21 protein-coding genes are annotated in these 23664 nt (G+C 66.7%); 10 read left to right on the forward strand and 11 right to left on the reverse strand.

Annotated features, from left to right (window positions below; translation table 11 throughout):
• Positions 1-144: 144 nt before the first annotated feature.
• The 7 genes from G6N46_RS08120 (at position 145) to G6N46_RS08150 (ending at position 5933) form a co-directional block, all read left to right on the forward strand.
• Positions 145-1674, forward strand: coding sequence for a PucR family transcriptional regulator (locus G6N46_RS08120; protein ID WP_061007410.1), 1530 nt, complete (start codon positions 145-147; stop codon positions 1672-1674).
• A 258-nt stretch (positions 1675-1932) separates the two neighbouring features.
• Positions 1933-3198 carry an NAD(P)/FAD-dependent oxidoreductase gene (locus G6N46_RS08125; RefSeq protein WP_138248691.1) on the forward strand — a complete coding sequence of 422 codons (1266 nt, stop codon included), beginning with the start codon at positions 1933-1935 and terminating at the stop codon, positions 3196-3198.
• Positions 3199-3330: 132 nt separating this feature from the next.
• Positions 3331-3807, forward strand: coding sequence for a GreA/GreB family elongation factor (locus tag G6N46_RS08130; RefSeq protein WP_061007412.1), 477 nt, complete (start codon positions 3331-3333; stop codon positions 3805-3807).
• A 52-nt stretch (positions 3808-3859) separates the two neighbouring features.
• On the forward strand, positions 3860-4342 hold the full coding sequence (locus G6N46_RS08135; protein ID WP_061007413.1) for a GreA/GreB family elongation factor: 483 nt from the start codon (positions 3860-3862) through the stop codon (positions 4340-4342).
• A 105-nt stretch (positions 4343-4447) separates the two neighbouring features.
• Complete coding sequence (locus G6N46_RS08140) at positions 4448-4774, forward strand: ArsR/SmtB family transcription factor (RefSeq protein WP_020103692.1); 327 nt, start codon at positions 4448-4450, stop codon at positions 4772-4774.
• The gene (locus tag G6N46_RS08145; protein WP_064857749.1) at positions 4761-5288 is read left to right on the forward strand and encodes an SRPBCC family protein; all 528 of its coding nucleotides are present in this window, start codon (positions 4761-4763) and stop codon (positions 5286-5288) included. The genes G6N46_RS08140 and G6N46_RS08145 overlap by 14 nt, the downstream gene beginning before the upstream one ends.
• Before the next feature lie 9 nt (positions 5289-5297).
• Complete coding sequence (locus tag G6N46_RS08150; protein WP_138248690.1) at positions 5298-5933, forward strand: flavodoxin family protein; 636 nt, start codon at positions 5298-5300, stop codon at positions 5931-5933.
• Here the strand turns inward: G6N46_RS08150 and G6N46_RS08155 are convergent.
• The 4 genes from G6N46_RS08155 to G6N46_RS08170 are packed head-to-tail and all read right to left on the reverse strand — an operon-like array spanning position 5917 to position 8982.
• Entirely contained in the window at positions 5917-7293 is a 1377-nt protein-coding gene (locus G6N46_RS08155) for an FAD-containing oxidoreductase (protein WP_138248689.1), read from the reverse strand. The two genes, G6N46_RS08150 and G6N46_RS08155, sit on opposite strands and share 17 nt — an antisense overlap.
• Positions 7280-7783, reverse strand: coding sequence for a DUF4126 family protein (locus G6N46_RS08160; RefSeq protein WP_138248688.1), 504 nt, complete (start codon positions 7781-7783; stop codon positions 7280-7282). Before G6N46_RS08160 ends, G6N46_RS08155 begins: the two co-directional genes overlap by 14 nt.
• Positions 7784-7834: 51 nt before the next feature.
• Complete coding sequence (hisG, locus tag G6N46_RS08165) at positions 7835-8704, reverse strand: ATP phosphoribosyltransferase (protein WP_061007418.1); 870 nt, start codon at positions 8702-8704, stop codon at positions 7835-7837.
• The gene (locus G6N46_RS08170; protein WP_029105736.1) at positions 8701-8982 is read right to left on the reverse strand and encodes a phosphoribosyl-ATP diphosphatase; all 282 of its coding nucleotides are present in this window, start codon (positions 8980-8982) and stop codon (positions 8701-8703) included. The genes hisG and G6N46_RS08170 overlap by 4 nt, the downstream gene beginning before the upstream one ends.
• A gap of 161 nt (positions 8983-9143) precedes the next feature.
• On the opposite strand from G6N46_RS08170, the gene G6N46_RS08175 reads away from it, so the two are divergent.
• Positions 9144-10547: an HNH endonuclease signature motif containing protein gene (locus tag G6N46_RS08175; RefSeq protein WP_138248687.1), complete on the forward strand. Its 1404-nt coding sequence runs from the start codon at positions 9144-9146 to the stop codon at positions 10545-10547.
• A 230-nt stretch (positions 10548-10777) separates the two neighbouring features.
• On the opposite strand, the gene G6N46_RS08180 is transcribed toward G6N46_RS08175, so the two are convergent.
• The 4 genes from G6N46_RS08180 to metH form a co-directional block, all read right to left on the reverse strand.
• On the reverse strand, positions 10778-11725 hold the full coding sequence (locus G6N46_RS08180; protein ID WP_138248686.1) for a hypothetical protein: 948 nt from the start codon (positions 11723-11725) through the stop codon (positions 10778-10780).
• A gap of 239 nt (positions 11726-11964) precedes the next feature.
• Positions 11965-13419, reverse strand: coding sequence for a sugar porter family MFS transporter (locus G6N46_RS08185; RefSeq protein WP_163692648.1), 1455 nt, complete (start codon positions 13417-13419; stop codon positions 11965-11967).
• Between the two features lie 78 nt (positions 13420-13497).
• The gene (locus G6N46_RS08190) at positions 13498-14163 is read right to left on the reverse strand and encodes an HAD family hydrolase (RefSeq protein ID WP_138248685.1); all 666 of its coding nucleotides are present in this window, start codon (positions 14161-14163) and stop codon (positions 13498-13500) included.
• 1 nt (position 14164) lies between these two features.
• On the reverse strand, positions 14165-17929 hold the full coding sequence (metH, locus tag G6N46_RS08195) for a methionine synthase (protein WP_234880603.1): 3765 nt from the start codon (positions 17927-17929) through the stop codon (positions 14165-14167).
• A 244-nt stretch (positions 17930-18173) separates the two neighbouring features.
• Here metH and G6N46_RS08200 point away from each other — a divergent pair, with 244 nt between their 5' ends.
• Positions 18174-19052, forward strand: coding sequence for a PAC2 family protein (locus G6N46_RS08200; protein WP_064857742.1), 879 nt, complete (start codon positions 18174-18176; stop codon positions 19050-19052).
• A 174-nt stretch (positions 19053-19226) separates the two neighbouring features.
• Here G6N46_RS08200 and G6N46_RS08205 read toward each other — a convergent pair whose 3' ends face one another.
• Positions 19227-20819, reverse strand: coding sequence for a DUF1254 domain-containing protein (locus tag G6N46_RS08205; RefSeq protein ID WP_235688634.1), 1593 nt, complete (start codon positions 20817-20819; stop codon positions 19227-19229).
• Between the two features lie 2 nt (positions 20820-20821).
• Positions 20822-21730 carry an SDR family oxidoreductase gene (locus tag G6N46_RS08210; protein ID WP_138248684.1) on the reverse strand — a complete coding sequence of 303 codons (909 nt, stop codon included), beginning with the start codon at positions 21728-21730 and terminating at the stop codon, positions 20822-20824.
• Between the two features lie 33 nt (positions 21731-21763).
• On the opposite strand from G6N46_RS08210, the gene G6N46_RS08215 reads away from it, so the two are divergent.
• A complete protein-coding gene (locus G6N46_RS08215) occupies positions 21764-23107 on the forward strand; it encodes an IS256 family transposase (RefSeq protein WP_074328301.1) in 1344 nt (447 codons plus the stop codon).
• 24 nt (positions 23108-23131) lie between these two features.
• Here the strand turns inward: G6N46_RS08215 and G6N46_RS08220 are convergent, their stop codons facing one another.
• Positions 23132-23617: a DUF6933 domain-containing protein gene (locus tag G6N46_RS08220; RefSeq protein WP_043370462.1), complete on the reverse strand. Its 486-nt coding sequence runs from the start codon at positions 23615-23617 to the stop codon at positions 23132-23134.
• Positions 23618-23664 lie beyond the last annotated feature (47 nt).

Here is a 23664-nt window from a genome sequence, read left to right on the forward strand (position 1 = left end):
ATGAATTCGGTTGCTGCCGTGGATATCAACTGATCCCGTAAGTAATGGGATCGGCGCGGGGTCATCGCGTCAGGGAGCCCGCCGTTGACCGGGGCGCATTCGACAACCGATACGCTGGGGTTGATTCGGCATAGGGAGCGGCCCGTGGTCACGTTGGACCGCCTAGCCAATGTGCTGGGCAGCTATGGCGTGCGATTGCGGTTTTGTCCTGTCCCGCGGTCCACGGAGTTGCGCAGCGTGGTGTTGCATGAACTCATCGAGGACCGCGCCGTCGTCGGTGACGTGCTGCTGGGTATCGGCGCGCAATCAGTGCAGCAGGCGGTGCACTGGGCGGCGCAAGCCCGTGCCGTGGTCGTACTCGTCCGCGCCGAGGGCGACTACGACACCGCATTCGCCGGTGCGGCCGAAGGTGTAGCCGTGATGGTGGTCGACCCGGCGATGTCCTGGAGCGAGTTGGCCGCGGTCATCTTCGGGCTGGTCCTGGAGGGCCGTGAAACCGAATCCGGTCGCGGGCCAACGGATCTGTTCGCACTGGCCGACAGTTTGGCCGAGTCCGCGGGCGGGGCGGTCATCATCGAGGACCGGCTCTCGCGGGTCTTGGCGTACTCGCGGCGCCAGCGAGGCGCCGACCCGGCGCGGGTGGCGACCATCGTCGAGCGACAGGCACCGGAGGAGCTGCGGGCCTTCTTTGACGCTCGGGGTGTGTACGCGCATTTGGAGTCTTCTGACGAACCGTTGTTTGTCGGCCCGGACTCTGCTCACGGTGTGACCGGGCGCATGGTGGTGGCGGTGCGGTCGGGTCGTCAGCTCATGGGGTCGGTGTGGGTCGAGTGCGCGACACCGTTGGCCGGGGCCGCGCTCACTGCGTTGGCCGACGGGGCTCACACGGTGGCCCTGCACCTGTTGCGGTCACGTGCCAGCGCGGACCTCGAGCGGCAAGTGGAATCCGAACTGGTGATCCGGTTGCTGGAGGGCACTGCCGATGCCGCCACCGCCGCCAGCCGACTGGGCCTGCCGCACACCGTGTTGCGGGTGGTTGCGCTGCAGGCGTTCATCGGCGCGGAACGCGACGCGGCGCTGCTGTTGGCGTTCGAGCGAGCCACGACGGGCTTTGGTTGGTCACGGCCGGGCCGCAGTGCCCTGGCCGGCAACACCGTGTACACGCTGCTGCCCGGCGAACAATCAGAAGCTGCCAGGAAGTGGGTTTCCAGCCTGCAGGCGGCATTGCCCGAGCGGGTGACGCTGTTGGCCGGTATCAGTGGTGCCGCAGAGGTCGCTGATCTGGTCGCGGCGCGCCACGAGGCCGACGAGTGCCTGGCGCTACACGAGACGTCGCCGACCGGCGTCGCCCCTCCGGCCTACGACGAGTCGTGGGACGACATCCTGCTGCAACGGTTGCGCAGTGCGGCACGCTCAGGACGCTCCCCCGATCGCCGGCCGGTGGCCGAACTGCGCCGGCACGACCGCGACCACGCCACCGACTACCTGCCCACCCTGCGGGCCTGGCTCGAGGCGCAGGGCGACCCCACCGAAGCGGGTAACCGGCTGGGAGTGCACGAGAACACCGTGCGGTACCGGCTCCGCAAGATGGCCGAAATCACGAATCTCCCACTCGACGACGCCAAGAAGCGGCTGGCCATGATGATCGAACTCGCCGCCACCGACACCGACTGACCAGTCCGGGCTGTCGAAACACGACAAAGCGCGCCAGCCGGCGCTGTACGCCTCCGGCACCTCACGGCACGTCGAAGCCGGTCGCGGAGGTGCTCGCTGCCGGCGCCTACCCGATTCGCCGAGACACGACCGCGCTCAGGAGGGCGTTGTCGAATCTCGACAACCCGGCACCGGCCTCTTGTCGGATTTCAGCAAATGCCTTTCTCCTGGTGAAGCCACCATGGACGCAAGGACGAAGTTCGGATGCGGAGGTTTGTGATGAGCGGCGGCGAGCGCATTGACGGCGGACCCCGGTCGGCGATCGTGGTCGGTGCGGGCATCGTCGGGCTGTCGACGGCGTGGTTCCTGCAAGAGCGCGGCCTCGATGTCACCGTGGTTGACCGCACCGGAGTGGCCGCCGGAGCATCGTGGGGCAACGCCGGCTGGATCGCACCGGCACTGACGCTGCCGCTGAACTCACCCGGTGTGCTGCGATATGGGCTGCGCGCCCTCGTCGATCCGGCCGCCCCGTTGCACATTCCCTTGACCGCCGACGCCGAGCTCGGGGCCTTCTTGATGCGCTTCGTCGCCAACTGCCGGCCCGAGTCGTGGAACCGGGCGGTGCGCGCCAACGTGCCGCTCAACGAAGAAGCCATCGAAGCCTTCGACGTACTCGTCGCCAACGGTGTCGACGCACCGGTGACCGATGCCCCGATCACCGCCCTGTTCCGCAGCACCGAACAAGCCGAACGCATGATGCGCGAACTCAAGCATCTCGAAAAGGCCGGGCAGACAATATCTGTCACCGCTCTGGCCGGCGAGGCGCTACGCGAGCAAGTGCCGCTGGCATCGCAGGCGATCACCGCCGCCCTGAGCATCAACGGTCAACGCTTCGTCGATCCCGGCCGGTTCGTCCACGCGCTGAGTCAAGCAGTCGTGCGGCGCGGCGCAACGATGCGCACATTGGAGGTGCGCGACGTGTCCAGCTCGGGCAGCGGGGTCAGCGTCCACCCGCCAAATGACGAGCCGTTGACCGCCGACACCGCGGTGATCGCCACCGGCGCATGGCTACCCCGGCTCGCTGGCAGTCGGATACGCGTGCCCGTGCAGGCCGGTCGCGGCTACTCGTTCACGGTGCCCGTGGACCGTCCCATCCGTGGGCCCGTCTACCTGCCCGATGTGCGGGTTGCGTGCACGCCCTACCACGGCGCGCTGCGGGTGGCGGGAACCATGGAATTCCGCGCCCCGCACGACCCGGCGATACCGGCGCGGGCCGATGCCATCGTCGCCTCCGCGGCTCCCCTGCTGCAGGGCGTGCGGTGGGCCGAACGCAGCGAGATCTGGGTGGGCCCGCGCCCCGTCACTCCCGACGGCCGCCCACTCATCGGGGAGGTGACGCCCGGCGTCTACGTTGCCGGCGGCCACGGCATGTGGGGACTGGCGCACGGACCGGTGACCGGCCGGCTACTGGCCGAACAGATCACCACCGGCAAGCAACCCCAAGCCCTGCGCGAATTCGACCCGCTGCGCCGAACGGGGCGCTAGACCCACCAATCACTGGTCCACACCGCCCGTGCAGCCCCACACCACGGGCGCTCCAGTCGTCAGGGGCGGCGCGTCCACCACCGGCCCGCCCCTGGCGACAACCTCGGCTTCGACGAAAGGACAGCACCGAAAATGACCAGCACTGAACGTCTTTGGATGACGCGTGAGGCCCATACGCGGCTGCAGGCCGAACTGACCGTGCTGCGTTCACGGTCGGGTATCGAAGTTCGTGGCGACGTCATGGACACCGACGACAACCTCGTCGAGAATTACTTGGCGCGACAAGCGCGCATGCGTCAGATTCAAGATCTGCTGTCCAATGCCGTGGTCGGTGAAGACCCGCCCGACGACGGGATCGCTGAACCGGGAATGGTCCTGACCGTTCGCTACGACGACACCGGGGACATCGAGACGTTTCTGCTCGGTGTACGCGGTGCCGAGGACCCCGATGTCGATGTGTATTCCATGCAATCGCCGCTGGGCAGCGCGGTCGCCGGCGCACATGTCGGCGAGCAACGCACCTACTCCATCCCCAGCGGGGCCAGCGTGCCCATCACGCTACTCAAGGCGGTCCCCTACGGAATGCATGCCCCGAACGGCGACACATGAAGAACTTGAAATGCCCTACCGCGCAACCGGTCTCGCGACGAATGGAAATGACATGGCCACCACGACACGAGTCTGGATTTCCCCACAAGCCCACGAACGGCTGCACCGCGAACTGGACACCCTGCGTTATCTTCACTCCGCCGGAACGGCCGACGAGAACATCGACGCGAACGCCGCAGCAGTGCGACGCGCGTGGGAGAAGCGGATTCAGCAGATTCATGACCTGCTGATCAATGCCGTCGTCGGCGAAGACCCACCCAACGACGGCATTGCCGAACCCGGGATGGTGGTCACCATCCGACACGACGCCACCGGGGACTTCGAGACGTTCCTACTCGGCGTACAGGGCGCCGAATACGCCGACATGCCCGTCCATTCCATCGAATCCCCGTTGGGTGCCGCCATTGCAGGCGCGTGCGCCGGGCAACGACGCACCTACCGACTGTCCAGCGGCATCCCGGTGACAGTCACGCTCGTCAAAGCCGTGCCCTACGGCCTCCACATCGCCGACCTGGACCAGTCCGCACCGCAGTGAGACCGCGTAACCGCACAACACTCTGAGCTGCGGAAATCACACCACCTGTATCGCCGAGTCTTATATGTACTTGCATCTATATAGATAGCTGGGCATACTGACTTCATGGACGTCTTCGAAGCAGTCGCCGAACCGAACCGGCGTGCCCTGCTCGACGTACTCGCCGAGGGTGAGCGCACGGCCGGTGAACTCGTCGCGACCCTCCCCGGCCTGACGCAACCAACGGTGTCCCGTCACCTCCGGGTGTTGCGGGAAGTCGGGCTGGTCGAGGTGCGGCCCGATGCCCAACGGCGCATCTACGCGCTCCGCGCCGACGGCCTGGTCGAGATGGACCAATGGATCGACCGCTACCGCCGCTACTGGACCAACCATCTGGACGCCCTTGAGCGGCATCTGGATTCGACATTCGAGGAGGAACATGACAACCGATGAACTCGAGGGCGTCGTCACGGTGGACGGCGACCGCGCCACGCTGACATTCGAGCGGCGACTGAAACACCCCGTCGAGCGGGTATGGGCCGCAATCACCGAACCCGCGCATCGCGACGTCTGGATGGGCAAGACCGTCATCGACGGCCGTGCGGGCGGCTCGATCGAGACGGTCGCCTCGGGTCCGCCCGTGCCACCGGACATGAAGCGCATGACGGGCCGCATCCTGGTCTGGGATCCGCCGCATGTGTTCGAGCATGAGTGGCACCAACAGATCGTCGAACCCGGCGTGGTCCGCTACGAACTCACCGCCGATGGTAGCGGCACTCTGCTCCGGATGACCCATCGCGGCCTCGGCGTACCCAATGCCAACGGATTCCGGCCCGGCACACAGGCTTTCCTCGACCGACTGCAGGCGCTGCTCGACGGCACTCCCCTGCCCGGCTGGCTGGAGCGATACGCCGAGATCGCCGGACACAGCCCGCTCGATGCCCCGCCCGCAGGCCCGAACCCCTAGGAGTTGATGATGTCGGACAATACCTTTCACGAAGCGCCTTCGGTTGTCGTCGCCTTCCAGTCCGGGTTCGGACACACCGCGTTCCTCGCCGAGGCAGTCGCCGCCGGAGCCCGGTCCGGCGGCGCGGCCGTCACCCTGATCCGGTTGGGTGACCTCACCGACGACGACTGGCAAACGCTGGATACCGCCGACGCGATCATCTTCGGCACCGCCACCTACATGGGCAATGTGTCGGCGGCGTTCCAGACGTTCGCCGAGCAGACGGGCCGTCGCTGCCAGCAGGGCGCGTGGCGCGACAAGGTCGCCGCCGGGTTCACCAACTCGGGAAGTAAGAGCGGCGACAAGCTCAATTCGCTTGTCTCACTGGCGGTCTTCGCCGCCCAGCATCACATGCATTGGGTCAATCTGGGCCTGGGCCCGGGCTGGAATCACTCCACCGCAAGCGACAGCGAACTCAATCGGCTGGGGTTCTGGCTGGGTGCCGCGGCGGCGACCGATGTCGACGCCAACCCAGACCAGGTGCACCCATCCGATACGGCGACGTGCGAACACCTGGGCCGGCGCGTCGCCGAGGTCACCCGGCAATTGGTCGCCGGACGCGGTGTGGCACAGGCTGTTACCGAGCCTGTCATTGCAGGGGCCTGAGCCCCTCGAGCATCGTGGGCACCAGCTCGGAAACAGTCGGGTGGATGTGCACGGTGTGCGTCATGGTCGTGTACGGGGCTTTGGCGGCCATCAGGTCGAGGATGCAGTGCACCACCTCGTCGCCGCCGACACCGAGGATGGAGGCGCCGAGAATCTGGTTGGTCTCGGCGTCGACAACGACCTTCATGAAGCCCTGCGTCTCCCCCTTTTCGACCGCCCGGCCGACGCGGGTCATCGGGCGCTTGCCCACCAACGCTTTTCGCCCCGACGCCCGAACCTGCGCCTCGGTCAACCCGGCCCGCCCGAGCGGCGGATCGATGTACAGCGCATAGGTGGGGATCCGGTCACTGACCCGCCGCGGTTCGTTGTCGAGCAGGTTGGCCGCCACGATCTCGAAGTCGTTGTACGACGTATGAGTGAACGCCCCCTTGCCGTTACAGTCGCCCATGGCCCAGATGTGGTCGACGGTGGTCCGCAGCTGATCGTCGACGGTGATGTATCCCCGGGAGTCCGTTGCCACGCCGGCCTTTTCGAGACCAAGGTCGTCGGTGTTGGGCACGCGCCCGACCGCGACCAGCAGGTGCGAGCCCGGTACAACGGCACTGCCGGTGCTGACCGCCACCCCGTCGCCGTCTTTGGCTACCCGAATATCGCTGGCACCCAGGTGGATTGTGATGCCCTCACGTTCGAGAATGTCCTTGATGGCGGCGCAGACGTCGTCGTCTTCGCGCGAGGCAAGTCGCGGCCCGCGTTCGACGACCGTGACCTCGGCGCCGAACCGGCGGAACATCTGCGCGAACTCGAGACCGATGTAGCTGCCGCCGATGATCACCAGGTGCTCTGGCACCGTGTCGAGGTCGAGAATGCCGACGTTCGTGAGGTAATCAACGTCGGTCAGACCGGGGATATCCGGGGCCGTCGCACGGCCGCCTGTGTTGAGGAAAATCTTCTCACCGGTGATCTGTTGGTCACCGACCTGCAGCGTGTGTGGATCGAGGAAGCGTGCGTGCCCGCGTAGCAGCGTGCAGCCTTTCATGCCTTCCAGCCAGCTCTCGACGCCTTCGCGGTCCTCGGTGACGATCCCGTCCTTGCGGCCCTTGACTTTTGCCATGTCGACGGTGACGTCGCCGGTTCCGATGCCGTAGTCGGCGCCGCGGCGGGCCAGGTGTGCGGCGTAGGCGCTCGCGACCAAAGTCTTGGTCGGTATACAGCCGTAGTTCACGCAGGTGCCGCCGACGAGCTTGCGCTCGATGACGGCGACGGTCTGGCCGGCTTCGGTGAGTCGGCCGGCCAAGGGCGGTCCCGCTTGTCCGGCGCCGACGATGATGGCGTCGAACGCGGTGCTCTCAGACGACGACATAGGGACCGATGGCACTCAGCACGACGGCCGCTATGGCGAAGCCACCACCGACCGCGAGGACGTCCTCGGCGAGCGCCACCGGCAGGTCATGTCCGCCGTTGCGCGCCACCAGGATTCGACGTGCGTGGAAGCCTGCCAGCGTCCCGATGACCGCGCCGATCATGCCGCCACCCATGCCGATGAACGTATGGTGCCACCCGGCACCGATGACCGCACCGGCGAACGCCCCGGTGAGCAACCGGGCCCCGAACTGCGCCGGCACCGTTCGCGCCGGCGTCTTGGGCAGCTGATCGGTGATCAACTCGACCACCAACAGGACGGTCAGCACCGTCACCGTGATCCAGTTACCGACCCATTCGGCCCAGGTACCCACCAGCGGCAGCCAACCGAGCTTGGCGCCCCAGGCCACCACCGCGGGCGGAGTCAGCGCCCGCAGGCCCGCGACCACACCGATGAGTAAGGCGAACAGCAGAATCAGTGCTTGTGTCACTTGACCTCCGTCAGGTTGCAGACCTTACGGGGACGCTAACACCGGCACGGGTCAGAAGCGACAGAACCGGATATCGGACGCCAGGATCGCCTTGGCCCCGATGGCCGCCAGCTCATCCATGATGGCGTTGACCTGCCGCCGCGGCACCAGGGCACGCACCGCAACCCAGTCGGCGTCAGCCAGGGGCGCGATGGTCGGCGATTCGAGACCCGGCGTGATGGCCGTTGCCTGCTCCAAAACGCTGCGGGGGCAGTCGTAATCGAGCATCAGGTACTGCTGCCCGAACACCACACCCTGGATGCGGGCCGCGAGCTGGTCGCGGGCCGGGTCCGGTGCGACATCGGCGCGCTCGATCAGCACCGCCTCCGAATCGCACAGCGATTCACCGAAGGCCACCAGGTTGTGCAGCGCCAGAGTGCGGCCGGATCCGACGACGTCGGCGATGGCGTCGGCCACGCCGAGCTGGATCGAGATCTCCACGGCGCCGTCGAGGCGGATCACGGTGGCTTCGATCCCCTTGTCGGACAGGTCTTTCCGCACCAGGTTCGGGTAGGCGCTGGCGATGCGCTTGCCGGCCAGATCGGCGACCGTCCAGTCCCGTCCCTTTGGCGCGGCATAGCGGAACGTCGAGGATCCGAAACCCAGGGCCAACCGCTCGCTGACGGGGGCCATCGACTCGGCAGCGAGGTCGCGACCGGTGATGCCGAAGTCCAGCTGCCCGGACCCCACGTAGATGGCAATGTCCTTGGGCCGCAGGAAAAAGAACTCGACCTTGTTCGCCGGGTCGACGACCGTCAGATCCTTCGGATCGGTGCGGCGACGGTATCCGGCCTCGGACAGGATGTGGGCGGCCGACTCACTCAGTGCGCCCTTGTTCGGAACGGCGACGCGCAGGAGGCCGTTGGACGATGCGCCGGTCACAGCTTGCCGTACACGTCGTCGAGGGTCAGGCCGCGCTTGATCATCAATACCTGCGTCCAGTACAGGAGCTGACTGATCTCGCCCGCCAGCTCGTCATCGCTCTCGTGTTCCGCGGCGATCCACACTTCGCCGGCTTCTTCGATGATCTTCTTGCCCAGATGATGCACCCCGGCGTCCAACGCCGCGACGGTGCCGCTGCCGGCCGGCCGGGTCTTCGCTCGCTCACTGAGCTCGGCGAATAGCGCATCGAAGGTCTTCACGGGCTGCAATTGTTTCACGCTGGGCACACGGGCCGTGCACGTGGCCGCCTCGGGTCGCATGCCGAGGTCATAGCCACCTTCGAAAAAACTTTGGTCACTTTGATTGCGCTGGTCACGGTAGGTGACTTGCTGCTCATCGGTCACAGCGACTTGTCGGTGGTTCGAACTATTGTTCGAATATGGCCACCGACCGCACCACCATCCGCACCGCCTACGCGGCACTGGCGGATGCCCTCGCGGCGGTCAACAGCCTCGACTACACCCGACTACCCATCGAGGTCCTGCTCGAGCTGCAATCCCAGCGCGAAACCCTCAAATGCGCCGCCGAAGCCACCGATCACCAGATCCTCGCCGCCGCCCAAACCCAAGCCACCGCCAAAGACATCGGCGCCAAGGATTGGCCCGAGGTGCTGCATGTGCGGTTGCGGATCAGCCGCGAAGAAGCCCGCCGCCGGGTCCGCGACACAGATAATTTGGGCCCGCGCTCGGCCATCACCGGCGAACCGTTGGGCCCGGTGTGGGAGCTGGTGGCCGCCGCGCTGGCCGAAGGTGCGATCAACAGTGAGCACGTGCAGGTCATCACCTGGTTTTTCCAGAAGCTGCCGCTGTGGGCGGCCGACCCGGTCACTCTCGCCCAGTGCGAGACCGACCTGGTGGCCGACGCCCGGGTCAAGACGCCCGAGGACCTCCGCAAAGTCGCAGCGGACCTGTTGTACCGGCTGGATCAGGACGGCCCCGAACCCGACGACGATGAGCCCGACCCCAAGCGTTCGTTCGTGATGGGTAAGCAGCGGCCCGACGGCCGCACCGACGTCACCGCCCAACTCGATCCGGAAGGGCGGGCCTACTGGCAGGTGCTGTTCGACAAGTACGCCGCCCCCGGTATGTGCAACCCCGCCGACGAGGTGCCGTGCCTGTCGGGGACACCCACCCAAGAACAAATCGATGCGGACACCCGCACCCTGGCCCAACGCCAATACGACGCGTTCAAAATGGTCGGGCGAATGATGCTGGCCTCATCCAGCGGGGTGCACAACGGGTTCCCCGTCGGGGTAGTCGCCACCTGCACCGTCACCGACCTGGAAAAACGTGCCGGGGTCGCTGTGACGCACACCGGGACGAAGCTGCCGGTGAAGGATTTGGTGCGGATGGCCGCACAAGGGTCGGACAACTACCTCGCGGTGTTCGATGACCACACCGGCCAACCGCTCTATTTGGGTCGGGCGGCGCGCACCGCCAGCACCGCACAACGGCTGGCCCTGTTCGCCCGGGACCTGGGCTGCACCCGACCCAACTGCACCGCCCCCGCATCCCGCTCCCAGGCCCATCACGTCAACACCAACTGGCGTGATGACGGCCTGACCGACATCACCAACCTCACCCTGGCCTGCGGACCCGACAACCGGCTGGTCGACACCGGCGGCTGGACCACCACCATGGGCCCCGACGGCCGCACCCACTGGACCCCACCACCCCTCTTAGACGTCGGCCAACCAAGGACGAATCAGTACCACCGCCCGACGCTGTACCCCACAGAGCGCGGAGACACCGGCAATGATGAAAGTGACAGTCCCGCAAGGTGATACGGCGCCATCGGCGCCGGAAGGCCACGCCGCCCAACCACGGCGGCGGTACCGCACGCGCTGCGGCACCCACGCGGCAATACGGGCCGCATCGATTCACAGCGCCCGCGCGATGCAACGTGCCACAACGAGCAATGCGCCACCGCGAATGCCGCCGATGCCGATGCCGATGCCTACGCCGAGCCCGCGCCTGCGCCCGAGCCCGCGCCTGCGCCGAAACTCAACCGAGCCTAGGAGTTGCCCTTGTCACCGCGAACCGGCCGGGTGCCGTGGCCCAGCTTTGAGCTACGCGACGGCGATGCCCCCGCCTTGCCGTCGCCCTTCGGCGGGCCTGCCTGCGATCCAGCATCCTTGCCGCCGGCATTCCGATCCTGGGGCTGCCCGGCAGCCGTCACCGGGCCGTGCTGCACCGACCGCCGCCCCGTCGGCTTGAACTGCCCCACCAACTCATCGTCGGTCGTATCCGAAGTCGTCACCGCGCCCTTCGATGTCCGCAACGTCGGTGACACGCGCCCGTTGTGTGTCGCCTTGCGAGATGGCGTCACCGGGTCGGAGACGGTCGCTGTGGGTGCGGCAGGCGCGACAGGCCCGGTCGACACGGCCGCCGTCGGCATGGGCGTCGCGGAGACCGGTGCCGGCACCGCCGCGAACGGCAGCAAGTTGAGTATCGGAGCAGCGATGGAGTTGAAAATCGTGAGCGGCACACCCACGACCAATCCGTACAGGATGATGCCCAAGAACACGAACGGGCCGAAGACGGCAGCGAGCTCAGGCGTACTGACCAATGGCTGGGCCAACGTCAAGAAGGCCGTGGACAGCGCCGACACGATCGCCTGCTCGATGACGGCGACGGCCCCCGCCGGCTGCGGGGCGGGTAGTGCTGTCGCCGCCAGAGGCATTGGCGCCGTGACGGATCCAGCCGTCGGCATCGTCGCGGCTGCACTGGCACCGGAGCTGCCGCCGCCCACCACGCGCACCGCGGCCGCCACCAAATCGGCGTGGGTGTCGACGAACTGGTCCAGCGCGGCCCAGTGCGCCGACATCGACGTATTCACAGCCGCAACCCGGACGGCGCCGGCGTCGAACATGGCACCACGCACCGGCGGGGCCGCGCCCACAAAGCCGAGCACCACGATTGCTGCGGTGGCGACCGCGACACCGACGTTCAGACGAGCCACACCGTTCAGACGAGCCACACAACGAGAGCCGGCGTTGACCATTGCGCACCCCTTCCATGAAGGAGCGCCAGAACCACGGCAGCACCAACGCTCACCGCCGACAATTATCGCGCACGTCAATACGGATGGGCATCAGCCGTCTGACGGAGATTCCGGGGCGCGCGGGCTGAATTCAGTCAGTCACTGCATTCAGCCAGTCACTGAATCAGCCGGTCATGGCAGCCAGGCAACCAGCGGCCTCACTTTGCCAGCAGCTCGGCGTGCATGTCCTCGAGCGCAACACCTTTGGTCTCGCGAACCCACTTGGCGACGAACACCAGCGACAGGAACGCGCACAGCGCGTAGAAGCCGTATGCGACGCCGAGCATGCTGCGCAGTTCGGGGAAGGTGACGGTGATGGCCCAGTTGGCGACCCATTGGCCGGCCGCGGCCAGACCGAGCGCCGCGGCTCGGATGCGGTTGGGAAACATCTCCCCCAGCAGCACCCACACCACCGGCCCCCACGACATGCCGAACGCCACCACGAACAGGTTGGCGGCGACGAGGGCGACGGGCCCCTCCACGCCGCTGAGTTGCGGCACCCCGTTCACCTGCGGGGCGGTACCGAAGATGACCGCCATGGTGGCCAGCGTCAGCGTCATGCCGGCCGAGCCGATGAGCAGCAGCGGCTTGCGGCCGATCTTGTCGATCAGCATGATGGCGACCACGGTCGTCAGGATGTTTACCACCGAGGTGATGACGGTGATGAGGAACGACGAGCTCTCGTCGAAACCGACGGCCTCCCACAGCACGTTCGAGTAGTAGAAGATCACGTTGATACCGACGAACTGCTGGAACACCGACAGCGCCAGACCGACCCAGACGATGCCGTAGAGGCTCAACGGTCCGCCGCCGGGCCGGCACATGTCGCGCCAGGTGGGCTTCTGTTCGGACTCGAGCGTCTGCTGGATGCGACCGATCGTGATCTCCAGGTTCTTCTCCCCGAGCAACGTGGTGAGCACCTTGCGGGCTTCCGGAATTCGGTGCGTGGCAACGAGATACCGGGGCGACTCGGGAATGGTGAAGGCCAGCAGGCCGTACACGATGGCCGGGATGGCCATCAGGATGAACATCCAGCGCCACGCCTCCTGCCCCAGCCACAGCATGTTGCTCGCTCCACCGGCCAGATGCGCGAGGAGTGCGTCGACTGCCAACGACAGGAAGATACCGCTGACGATGGCCAGCTGCTGTAGCGATCCGAGTCGCCCGCGGATGCTCGCCGGTGACGTTTCGGCGATATAGGCCGGAGCGATCACCGACGCGATGCCCACGCCGAGCCCCCCGACAACCCGGAATGCCACCAGCACCCAGATGTTCCAGGCCAGCCCGGCCCCGATGGCGCTGATCAGGAACAGCAGCGCGGCCAGCTTCATGACGGAGAGACGGCCGACGCGGTCGGCCAGCCGCCCGGCCGTCATGGCGCCGACGGCCGCACCGAGCAGCGCCGAGGCAACGGCGATGCCCAGCGACTGATCGTCGATCGCGAAGTGCATCTGGATCGACTTCACCGCGCCGTTGATGACAGCGCTGTCATAGCCGAACAGCAGACCGCCGAGAGCCGCCACCGACGCTATGCGCACCGCACTACGACCGGAGTCGAACTCCTCGTCGGCGAAGATCGCCGTTGTGTCGTCACCGATCGGGCCATGGGACATCGGACGTCCTTTCGCAGCGCTGCGTGGGGTGCGTCAACAATCGCACAACAGGACCCGCTGCAGGACCAGAACTCGCGGCTACGAACACATTTCGGTGTAGATGTCACGAAGGTCGGCGACCCCGAGCCCGGCCAGCGATTCGATGTGCCGGCGGCGTGGTCCGTCGGGCACCGCGACGTCGTTGGGCACCACCAGCACGACGCAGCCCGCGGCGTCCGCCGACTGCGCGCCGGTCACCGAATCCTCGATCGCCAGGCAGTCCTCCGCCGCAACCCCCAGCAGTTCGGCGGCCCGCAGGTACGGAGCCGGATGAGGCTTCCCGTCGGGCACCTCGTCACCGCAGACGGTGACCGTGAAGTAGTGACTACCAATGGTTTTCAGCGCCTGCTCGGTCAAGGTACGCCGAGTATTGGTCACCAGCGCCAGCGGAATCTCGCTGGCGGCCAAGGTTTCCAGCAACTCCTGCGCGCCCGGACGCCAGGGCAGTCCCTGCTCGAAGAGCTCACCGGTGTAGACGTGGAGCCAGTCGGCGGACTCGGCCATGGACTCCGGAGTCGGGTCCAGGCCGAGGTCGTCGTAGACGATCCGCATCACGTTCTCCGCCGAGCCGCCGACCGTCGTCTCCCGCACGGCATCGGTAAGCACGCCGCCCTTCTGGGCATAGAAGGCGTGCATCGCGACGTCCCAGAGCTTTTCGGAGTCGACGAGCGTGCCGTCCATGTCGAACAACACGGCCTTGAACAAATCAGTCCTCCGGGTTGTAGCCGAGGTTGGGGGCGAGCCAGCGCTCGGCTTCCTTCAAGGTCCAGCCCTTGCGCCGCGCGTAGTCGGCGACCTGGTCCTGGGCCAGGCGGCCGACCACGAAGTACTGCGACTGCGGGTGCGAGAAGTACCAGCCGCTGACGGCGGCGCCGGGCCACATCGCCATCGACTCGGTCAGCTCGATACCGGTGCGCTCGGTGACGTCGAGCAGCGAGAACAGCGTCGTCTTCTCGGTGTGCTCGGGGCAGGCCGGGTAGCCGGGCGCCGGGCGGATGCCGACGTACTTCTCCCCGATGAGCGCCTCGTTGTCGAGCTGCTCGTCGGGCCGGTATCCCCAGAACTCCTCACGGACCCGCTGGTGCATCCGCTCGGCGAACGCCTCCGCCAGCCGGTCGGCGACCGACTCCAGCAGGATGGCGCTGTAGTCGTCGAGGGCAGCCTTGAACTCCATGATCTTGTCCTGGCCGCCGAGCCCCGCGGTGACCGCGAAGGCGCCGACGTAGTCGGCCAGACCAGTGTCCCTGGGCGCGACGAAGTCACCGAGTGACTTGTTCGGGATGCCGTCGCGGTGCTCACCCTGCTGGCGCAGGTTGTGCAGCGTGGTGAGCACCTCGGTGCGGGTCTCGTCGGTGTAGACCTCGACGTCGTCGCCGACGGCGTTGGCCGGGAAGAACCCGATGACGCCGTTGGCGCGCAGCCACTTCTCCTTGATCAGGGTGTCGAGCATCTCCTGCGCGTCGTCGTACAACTTGCGGGCGGCCTCGCCCGACGCCGGGTTGTTGAGGATGTCGGGGAACTTGCCCTTCATCTCCCAGGCGTTGAAGAACGGCTGCCAGTCGATGTACTCGCGGAGCTCAGCCAGGTCGTAGTCGAGAAATTCTCGTACTCCCGTCCCGATTGCGGGCACCGGCGGCGTGTAGCCGCCCCACTCGATCGGCGTCCGGTTGGCGCGCGCCTTCTCCAGCGTCAGCATGGGCCGCTCGTTCTTCTGCGAGTGCCGTTCGCGCAGCGCGGCGTAGTCCTTCTCGGTGGCCTCCATCAGGGCCGGACGCTGCTTGTCGTCGAGCAACGCGGCCGCCACGGGGACCGAGCGGGACGCGTCCTTGACCCAGACCACCGGACCGCTGCGGCGCGGCGAAATCTTCACGGCCGTGTGGGCGCGCGAGGTCGTCGCACCACCGATCAGCAGCGGGATCTCGAGGCCCTCGCGTTCCATCTCGACGGCGAAGTTCACCATCTCGTCGAGCGACGGCGTGATCAGGCCCGAGAGCCCGATGATGTCGGCGTTGTGCTCCTTGGCGGCGTCCAGGATCTTCTGGGCAGGCACCATCACACCGAGGTCGATCACTTCGAAGTTGTTGCACTGCAGAACGACCCCGACGATGTTCTTGCCGATGTCGTGGACGTCGCCCTTGACGGTCGCCATCACGATGGTGCCGTTGGTGTCCTTCGCCGCTGCGGTTCCGTTCTGCTCTTTCTCCGCCTCGATGAACGGCAACAGGTACGCCACGGCTTTCTTCATCACGCGGGCCGATTTCACGACCTGGGGCAGGAACATCTTGCCGGCCCCGAACAGGTCGCCGACGACGTTCATGCCGTCCATCAGCGGGCCCTCGATCACCTCGATGGGCCGCCCGCCGGCGGCGGCGATCTCGGCGCGCAGTTCCTCGGTGTCGTCGTCGACGTGGGCGTCGATGCCCTTGACGAGGGCGTGCGTGATGCGCTCGCGGACCGGCAGACTGCGCCACTGCGCCGCGACCGGGTCCTCTTCCTTGCCCTTCGTGTTGAACCGCTCGGCGATCTCCAGCAGCCGCTCGGCCGCGTCCTCCCGCCGATTCAGCACGACATCCTCGATGCGGTCCCGCAGCTCGGGATCGATCTCGTCGTACGGCACCAGGGCGCCTGCGTTGACGATGCCCATGTCCAGGCCGGCCTTGATGGCGTGGAACAGGAACACCGCGTGGATCGCCTCGCGCACAGGGTTGTTGCCGCGGAACGAGAACGACACGTTCGAGATGCCGCCCGAGATGTGGACCCCGGGCAGGTTCTCCTTGATCCACGCGCAGGCCTCGATGAAGTCGATGCCGTAGGTCGCGTGCTCCTCGATACCGGTTGCCAGTGCGAAGCAGTTCGGGTCGAAGATGATGTCCTCGGCCGGGAAGCCGACCTCCTCGGTCAGAATCCGGTAGGCGCGCCCGCAGATCTCCTTGCGACGCTCCAGGTTGTCGGCCTGGCCCTGCTCGTCGAAGGCCATCACGACGACGGCGGCGCCGTACTTGCGGCACAGCCGCGCCTCGCGGATGAACTTCTCCTCGCCCTCCTTCATGGAGATCGAGTTGACGATCGGCTTGCCCTGCACGTTCTTCAGGCCCGCCTCGATGACCTCCCACTTGGAGGAATCGATCATCACCGGGACGCGGCTGATGTCGGGCTCGGCCGCGATCAGCTTGGTGAAGCGGTCCATCGCGGCGACGCCGTCGATCATGCCCTCGTCCATGTTGATGTCGATGACCTGCGCACCGACCTCGACCTGCTGCAGCGCGACCGACAGCGCGGTGTCGTAGTCCTCCGCCTTGATGAGGTTGCGGAACCGGGCGGAACCGGTGATGTTGGTGCGCTCACCGATGTTCACGAAGAGGGAGTCTTCGGTGATGTTGAGCGGCTCCAGCCCTGACAGCCGGGTCGCCACCGGGATCTCCGGCAGCTCGCGGGGCGCCTTGCCCTCGACGACCTTGGCGATCTCGGCGATGTGCGGCGGCGCGGTGCCGCAGCACCCGCCGACCAGGTTGACCAGACCGGCCTCGGCGAACTCCTCGATGTAGCCGGCCTGACGCTCCGGGGACTCGTCGTACTCGCCAAAAGCGTTGGGCAGACCCGCATTCGGGTAGCAGGAGACGAAGGTGTCGGCGATGCGCGCCACCTCGGCGATGTACGGCCGCATCTCGGGCGCGCCGAGGGCGCAGTTGAGGCCGACCGCGAGCGGCTTGGCGTGCCGGATCGCATTCCAGAACGCCTCGGTGACCTGACCGGACAACGTGCGGCCCGACGCGTCGGTGATGGTGCCCGAGATGATCAACGGCCAGCGTCGGCCCCGCTCCTCGAACAGCGTCTCGACGGCGAACACCGCGGCCTTGGCGTTCAGCGAGTCGAAGATCGTCTCGATGATCAGGATGTCGGAGCCGCCGTCGACGAGGCCGTTGGCGGCTTCGAGGTACGCGGCGACCAGCTGGTCGTAGGAGACGTTGCGGGCTCCCGGATCGTTGACGTCGGGCGAGATCGACGCGGTGCGCGTCGTCGGCCCGAGGGCGCCGGCGACGTAGCGCGGCTTCTCCGGGGTGCTGAATTCGTCGGCGGCCTGACGGGCGAGGGCGGCGCCGGCGTAGTTCAGCTCGTAGGCGAACTCCTCCATGCCATAGTCGGCGAGCGAGACCGCGTTCGCGTTGAACGTGTTGGTCTCGAGGATGTCGGCGCCCGCCTCGAGGTACTCGCGGTGGATGCCCTCGATGATGTGCGGCTGCGTCAGGGTGAGCAGGTCGTTGTTGCCGACCAGATCGCTCGGCCAGTCCTTGAAGCGCTCGCCGCGGTAGCCGGCCTCGTCGGGCCGGTCACGCTGAATCGCCGTGCCCATCGCGCCGTCGATGACCATGATCCGCCGGCCCAGCGCAGCCGTGAGTTCATCGGTGCAGTCCGGCCGGATGTTCGGCACGAAGGTTTTCACCGGGGCGGCAGTCACATGCGTTCCTTCCATTGCGGAAGGCGTCCTTAACTCTGCCGAGCGTGGCGGACACCGGAAAACCCGGATCCGTTGCAACGCCTCTCGACGCCAAAGAGTCTACGTCGTCAGCTGACAGACGTTCGGACGCCCACGTTGGACAGTCGTTTGTCCAGTGCAGTCACCTCACCATGGTAGGTGGAGGAACCAAACCGGTTTGCCGGCCCGACCCGCCCGGGGGTAGCGCTCGCGGGCGCCGAGAAGGGCTTACGCTGGCGTTGTGAGCCCGTCCGACCGGCCCCTGCCCCAGGGACTTGACCTGCCCGAACTGCACGATGCCGTCGTCGTCGCGGCGTTCGAGGGATGGAATGACGCCGGAGACGCCGCCAGTGACGCCCTCGAGCACCTCGATGCCATGTGGGAGGCCCGCAACCTCGTCGAGATCGACGACGAGAGCTACTACGACTACCAGGTGAATCGCCCCGTCATCCGCCAGGTCGACGGCGTCACGCGCGAACTGGTGTGGCCGTCGATGAGCATCTCCCACTGCCGCCCGCCGGGTTCGGACCGCGATGTGGTGTTGATGCACGGCGTCGAACCGAATATGCGCTGGCGCACGTTCTGCGCCGAGCTGCTGGCGATCCTGGACAAACTCAACGTGCAGACCGTCGTCATCCTGGGTGCGCTGCTCGCCGACACCCCGCACACCCGCCCGGTGCCGGTGTCCGGCGCGGCGTACTCGGCCGACTCGGCCAAATTCTTCGGGCTCGAGGAGACCCGGTACGAGGGGCCGACCGGTATCGCAGGCGTCTTCCAGGACGCCTGCGTGCAGGCGGGCATCCCGGCCGTGACGTTCTGGGCGGCGGTACCGCACTACGTGTCGCAACCCCCGTGTCCGAAGGCCACCGTCGCACTGCTGCGGCGCGTCGAGGACGCCCTGGACGTCGAGGTGCCGCTCGGCGACCTGCCGGCGCAGGCCGAGGAGTGGGAGCAGTCGGTGACCGAGATGACCGCCGACGACGAGGAGATCGCCGAATACGTGCAGTCCCTCGAGGAACGCGGCGACGCCGAGGTCGACATGAACGAGGCGCTCGGCAAGATCGACGGCGACGCGCTGGCCGCCGAGTTCGAGCGGTACCTCAAGCGCCGCGGCAGGTAGTTCTTTTCCCGCAGTAGTTCTTTTTCCGCAGGTAGTTCGTCTCCCGCGAGCGGCCGTGTCTGCACACCGACACGCCGGGTGTGCCGTGCACTTTGCGCACGTTCGCGGCCGCCGAGCGACCCCGTTTTGTACGCGATCACACGGCGTGTCGCGTACAAACACGGCCGCTCGCGGTTACGAGCGAATTGGTTTGGGGGCCTTCCAGGTGCCGTCGAGCGCTTCGGGTTTGGGCCAGTACAGCCGCATCGCGATGACGAACGGCCCGGTCGGGGCGGGCAACCAGTTGGCTTCGCGGGCCGGTCCCGGCGACTTGTTCTGCAGGTTCAGCGTGATGCCGCCGTCGGGGTCCTTGATCAAGGTGGGCAGCATCGCCGAGTTGATGAGGTAGCGGTTGATGGGATTGGCCACCAGCAGGCTCTGTGGCATCTCGTACATCGTCACCGACCAGAAGGCGTTGACGGGCGGCAGCTGTCCCGGCGACTTGTTTTGCACGTTCAGCGTGATGCCGCCGTCGGGGTCCTTGATCAAGGTGGGCAGCATCGCCGAGTTGATGAGGTAGCGGTTGATGGGATTGGCCACCAGCAGGCTCTGCGGCATCTCGTACATGGTCACCGACCAGAAGGCGTTGACGGGCGGCAGCTGCCCCGGGGCGAACCGCAGCGTGTAGTTGTTGGCGCCGGTCAGGGGCGCGCCGGTGCTGTCGTTCGACTCGCCCGGGTAGATCGCCTCGGCCGCGGTGTTGCCGTAGATCCCGAGCACCGCGCCGGCCATGCGGTACAGGTAGTTACCCCTGAGATCCGTTGCGGTGCCGAACAATTGAGCCGACGTCACTTCGCCGGTGTCGAACTTGTCCTTCTTGAAGGTCTCGAACGCCGCCCACGCGTCGGCGATGCCGGCCTCGACGGCCTTGCGGTTCTCGGGCGTCAGCTGGTCCGCTCGGTAGGTGCCGTCGGGACCGATGCCGATGCTGGCGAAGCGTTTCCACATGACTTCCTCGGCAGCCTGCACCGGGGCGAACTTCATTGCGAAGTTGAGGATTTCGAAGAACTTCGGCGAAGTGCGCTCGTCCTGCGCCGACAGCGGGGCGACGAAGTCGATGGCTGGCGCCGGCGGTGGCGGTGGCTGCTTCAGGAACGCCGACAACGGCGTCACCTGGTAACCGGCCTGAATCTTCTTGACGTTCTCGATGTCCGTCGGCCCGAAAAGCTGCGTGCGGTACAGCACGAAGGCCAGCTCGGTCGAGCTGCGGATGACCCGCTCGACGCCTGGCGGGGTCGCACCGTGCCAATTCGGCCCGGCCAGAAGGTATTTGCCCGCGCCGTTGCCCGTCGCGCGGCTACCGACGTACGCGATGTTGTAGGTATAGCCATCGACGAACTGCAGCGAGTAGTACCGGCCCGGCTCGACATCCGGCACGCTCAGCACCAGCGGCTCGGCGCGCAGGTCGGCACCCAGGAACGAGTACGGGGTGTCCGAGTTGGGCGTCTGGATCGCCTTGTCCTCGGGAGTGAAGACGCGCGCGACGTTGTGGATCTGGTTCCAGGCGCCCTTGTACTCGGGCCCGGCCTTGTCGGCGAAGTACGAGTACTGGACCCGGTAGTTATCGACCATCGGAAACCCGTACGTGTACGCGGATTTCGCGATGGCCCGCACCTGCTCCGGCGTCGGCGGGGATGACGGGGACGGGCTCGACGACTTCTCGTCCGCACACCCGGTGACCGCCAGCAGCATCGCGACGAAGCCCAGGGCGAAGAAACCGGCCCGCATGGTCAGTGCTTGTCGAGCTGCTCGGTGTGCGCGCTGGACGAGCGGCCCAGGGCGGCGACCTCGGCGTCCATGCGGGGCAGCAGGTCGGGCACGAACTTGGCCACCGGCACCTCGCCGATGCGCGTCGCCAGCAGTGGCCGCAGCCAGCGCAGCGCGCCGACCCAGCCGGGGCAGTTCACCCGCGTCTTGCGGCCCTCGATGCCGGCGACGAAGGCCTCGCCGCACTTGTCGACCGACGTCGTCTTGCTGATGGGCCACGGCAGCTTGGTCAGCATCTCGGCGAACGTCGACAGGTCGGACTTGGTGTCGCGCACCATGGCGGTGTCGATCCAGGACATGTGCGCCGAGCCCACGTCGACGCCGCGGTACCCGACCTCCAGGCGCAGCGCGTTGGCGAAGTGCTCGACGGCGGCCTTGGAGGCGTTGTACGGCGCCAGGCCGGGAGCGGCGGTGTAGGCGGCCAGTGACGACACGATCAGGACGTAGCCGCGGCGATCGATGACCGACGGCAGCGTGGCGCGCACGGTGTGGAACACCCCGAGCACGTTGATGTCGAGCAGCCGTTTGAAGGCCTCGGGGTCGACCTGCAGCACCGAGCCGTAGGTCGCGATGCCGGCGTTCGCCATCACCACGTCGATACCGCCGAAGCGCTCGACGGCCGCGTCGGCGGCGGCCTGCATCGAGGACAGGTCGCGGACGTCGGCGACCACGGTCAGGACATCGTCCCCGAGCGTGGCGGCCGTGGCGTCCAGCGCCGTCGCGTCGACATCGGTCAGCACCAGCTTGGCGCCCTTGCGGTGCAACCGGCGGGCCACCTCGGCCCCGACCCCCGCAGCACCACCGGTGATGAAGACGAGGTCGTGTCCGGGACGCGGTGTAAATACGGAGCACGGGCGTAGGTTCCGCTTCACGACCTGCAAGTCTGCGAAGAAGGAGTCACGCCCGTGCCTGTTCGAGTATCAGCCGTCGATCGCATCCGCACCAGAATCGATGCCCTATTTGCCGAGGATCGGGAGCTTTCGGAGATCCTTGAAGAGGTTGCCCGGCTGGGCGCTCAACTGTTGATGCAGGCGGCCCTGGAGGCTGAGGTCACCGAGTTCCTCGGTCGCGAACGCTACCAACGCGCTGCTGCCTGTCCCGACGCTAACGGCGGCTCGCGCAACGGGTATCGACAGGTGACGGTGAAAACCACCACTGGGCCGGTTACGTTGGAGCGGCCGAAGCTGCGTGGCACCACCGCAGCGTTTGCGTCGCGGTTGTTCGGCAAGCACGTGACGAGAACCAACGCCTTGGAGACGCTGGTGATTGCCTCGTTCGTACGCGGGTTATCGGTGCGCGACGTGCAGGCCACCCTCGCCGAAACACTTGGCGACCAGGCCGCGATCTCCAAATCCACGGTCTCGGAAGTGTGCAAGGCGATCCGAGCCGAATACCAGGCGTGGGCGCGTCGTCGACTTGACGAGATCACGCTGGATTACCTGTTCTTGGATGCCAGCTTCTTTCGGATGCATCCGGGGTCGCCGGCCGAGCCGGTGCTGGCCGCCTGGGGCATCACCACCGAGGGCAAGCCGGTGTTCGTCGGGTTGGCGCCCGGGACCGGCGAGTCGACCGACGCATGGGCCGACTTCCTGACTGATCTGGGCGATCGCGGCCTGGGTTGTCCACTGTTGGTTGTCTCTGACGGCGCCAAGGGCCTGATCGCAGCCATCGAACAAATTTTCCCAAAAGCGTTGCGGCAGAGATGTCTTATTCATCGACTCCGCAACGTGCTCGCGAAGATTCCCGCCGGGATGCAAGCCGAGGTCCGCGACGGCTACTGGGCCATCTTCGATACCGCCGATCTGACGGTTGAACCGGGGCCTGGGCTCGTTGAGATCATCGACAAGCGGATCGAGGCGTTCGCCGCCAAATACTTCGACCTCTATCCGGCGGCGATGCGCATTCTGCTCACCGACAAAGCTGGGTTGACTGCCTATCTGCGGTTCCCGGTCGAACACCATGGGCGCGTTCGACATTCGAATTTTATTGAGCGCTCCTTTGGGGAGACCAAGCGTCGGACCAAGGTCATCGGCCGATTCCCCGGCGAGACCAGCGCCGTTAGCCTGGTATGGGCGGTGCTCGACCGGGCCTCGGCCGGTTGGCGCGGGCTGTCCATGACACCGGTCGGTACCCGATTGCTGCACGACCTACGTCGATCGCTGCTGGACCCACCCCGTGAACTGCGGCTGACACCGTCCACCACGAGTAACGGCACCAACCCCGCAGATCCCATCTCGGCCACCGCGTAACAACTCCGTGTCGCTTTGGCAGGCTCAGTTTCGGTGACGGCTGGCGGTGACCAGGTCGATCGGTGGGATGTAGCCGGTGATGCTGTTGATGGTGCGATGCAGGCCGTGGTGCAGCGCGTCGATGTCGCAGCGGGCCAGGCCGCCAGCGGTGGCGATGACGTGTTCGGTGGTGAACGCCAGGTCGTTGATCGTGCCCAGGATGCGGCGGTCGGCGGTCTTGGCCACGGCCACCTGCTGGGGATCAAGATCGCCGAGCGTATCGGCGGGCAGACCCTCGACGTGCAACGCGGCCTGGATCGCCGAGACGACCGGCGGGCCGATCGGGCGCAACCCGGCGGCGGTGACGTTCGGCATGAACACCGAGAACAAGGTCCCGGCGTGGGTCACCAGCAGGCATTTGCGTCGGTCGATCCAGACCAGGTGGGCATACCAGTCGGTCGCGCAGGCTTGGCCGATGGCCGGCTCAGGCGCCCTCAGCAGCGCCAACACCTTGGCGGTACATCGCAGCATCACGACCCATGATCGTAGGCAGCGTCCCCGAGGATCGGTACCCAAGA

This window comes from Mycolicibacterium phocaicum (assembly GCF_010731115.1).
GTDB classification, from domain to species: domain Bacteria; phylum Actinomycetota; class Actinomycetes; order Mycobacteriales; family Mycobacteriaceae; genus Mycobacterium; species Mycobacterium phocaicum.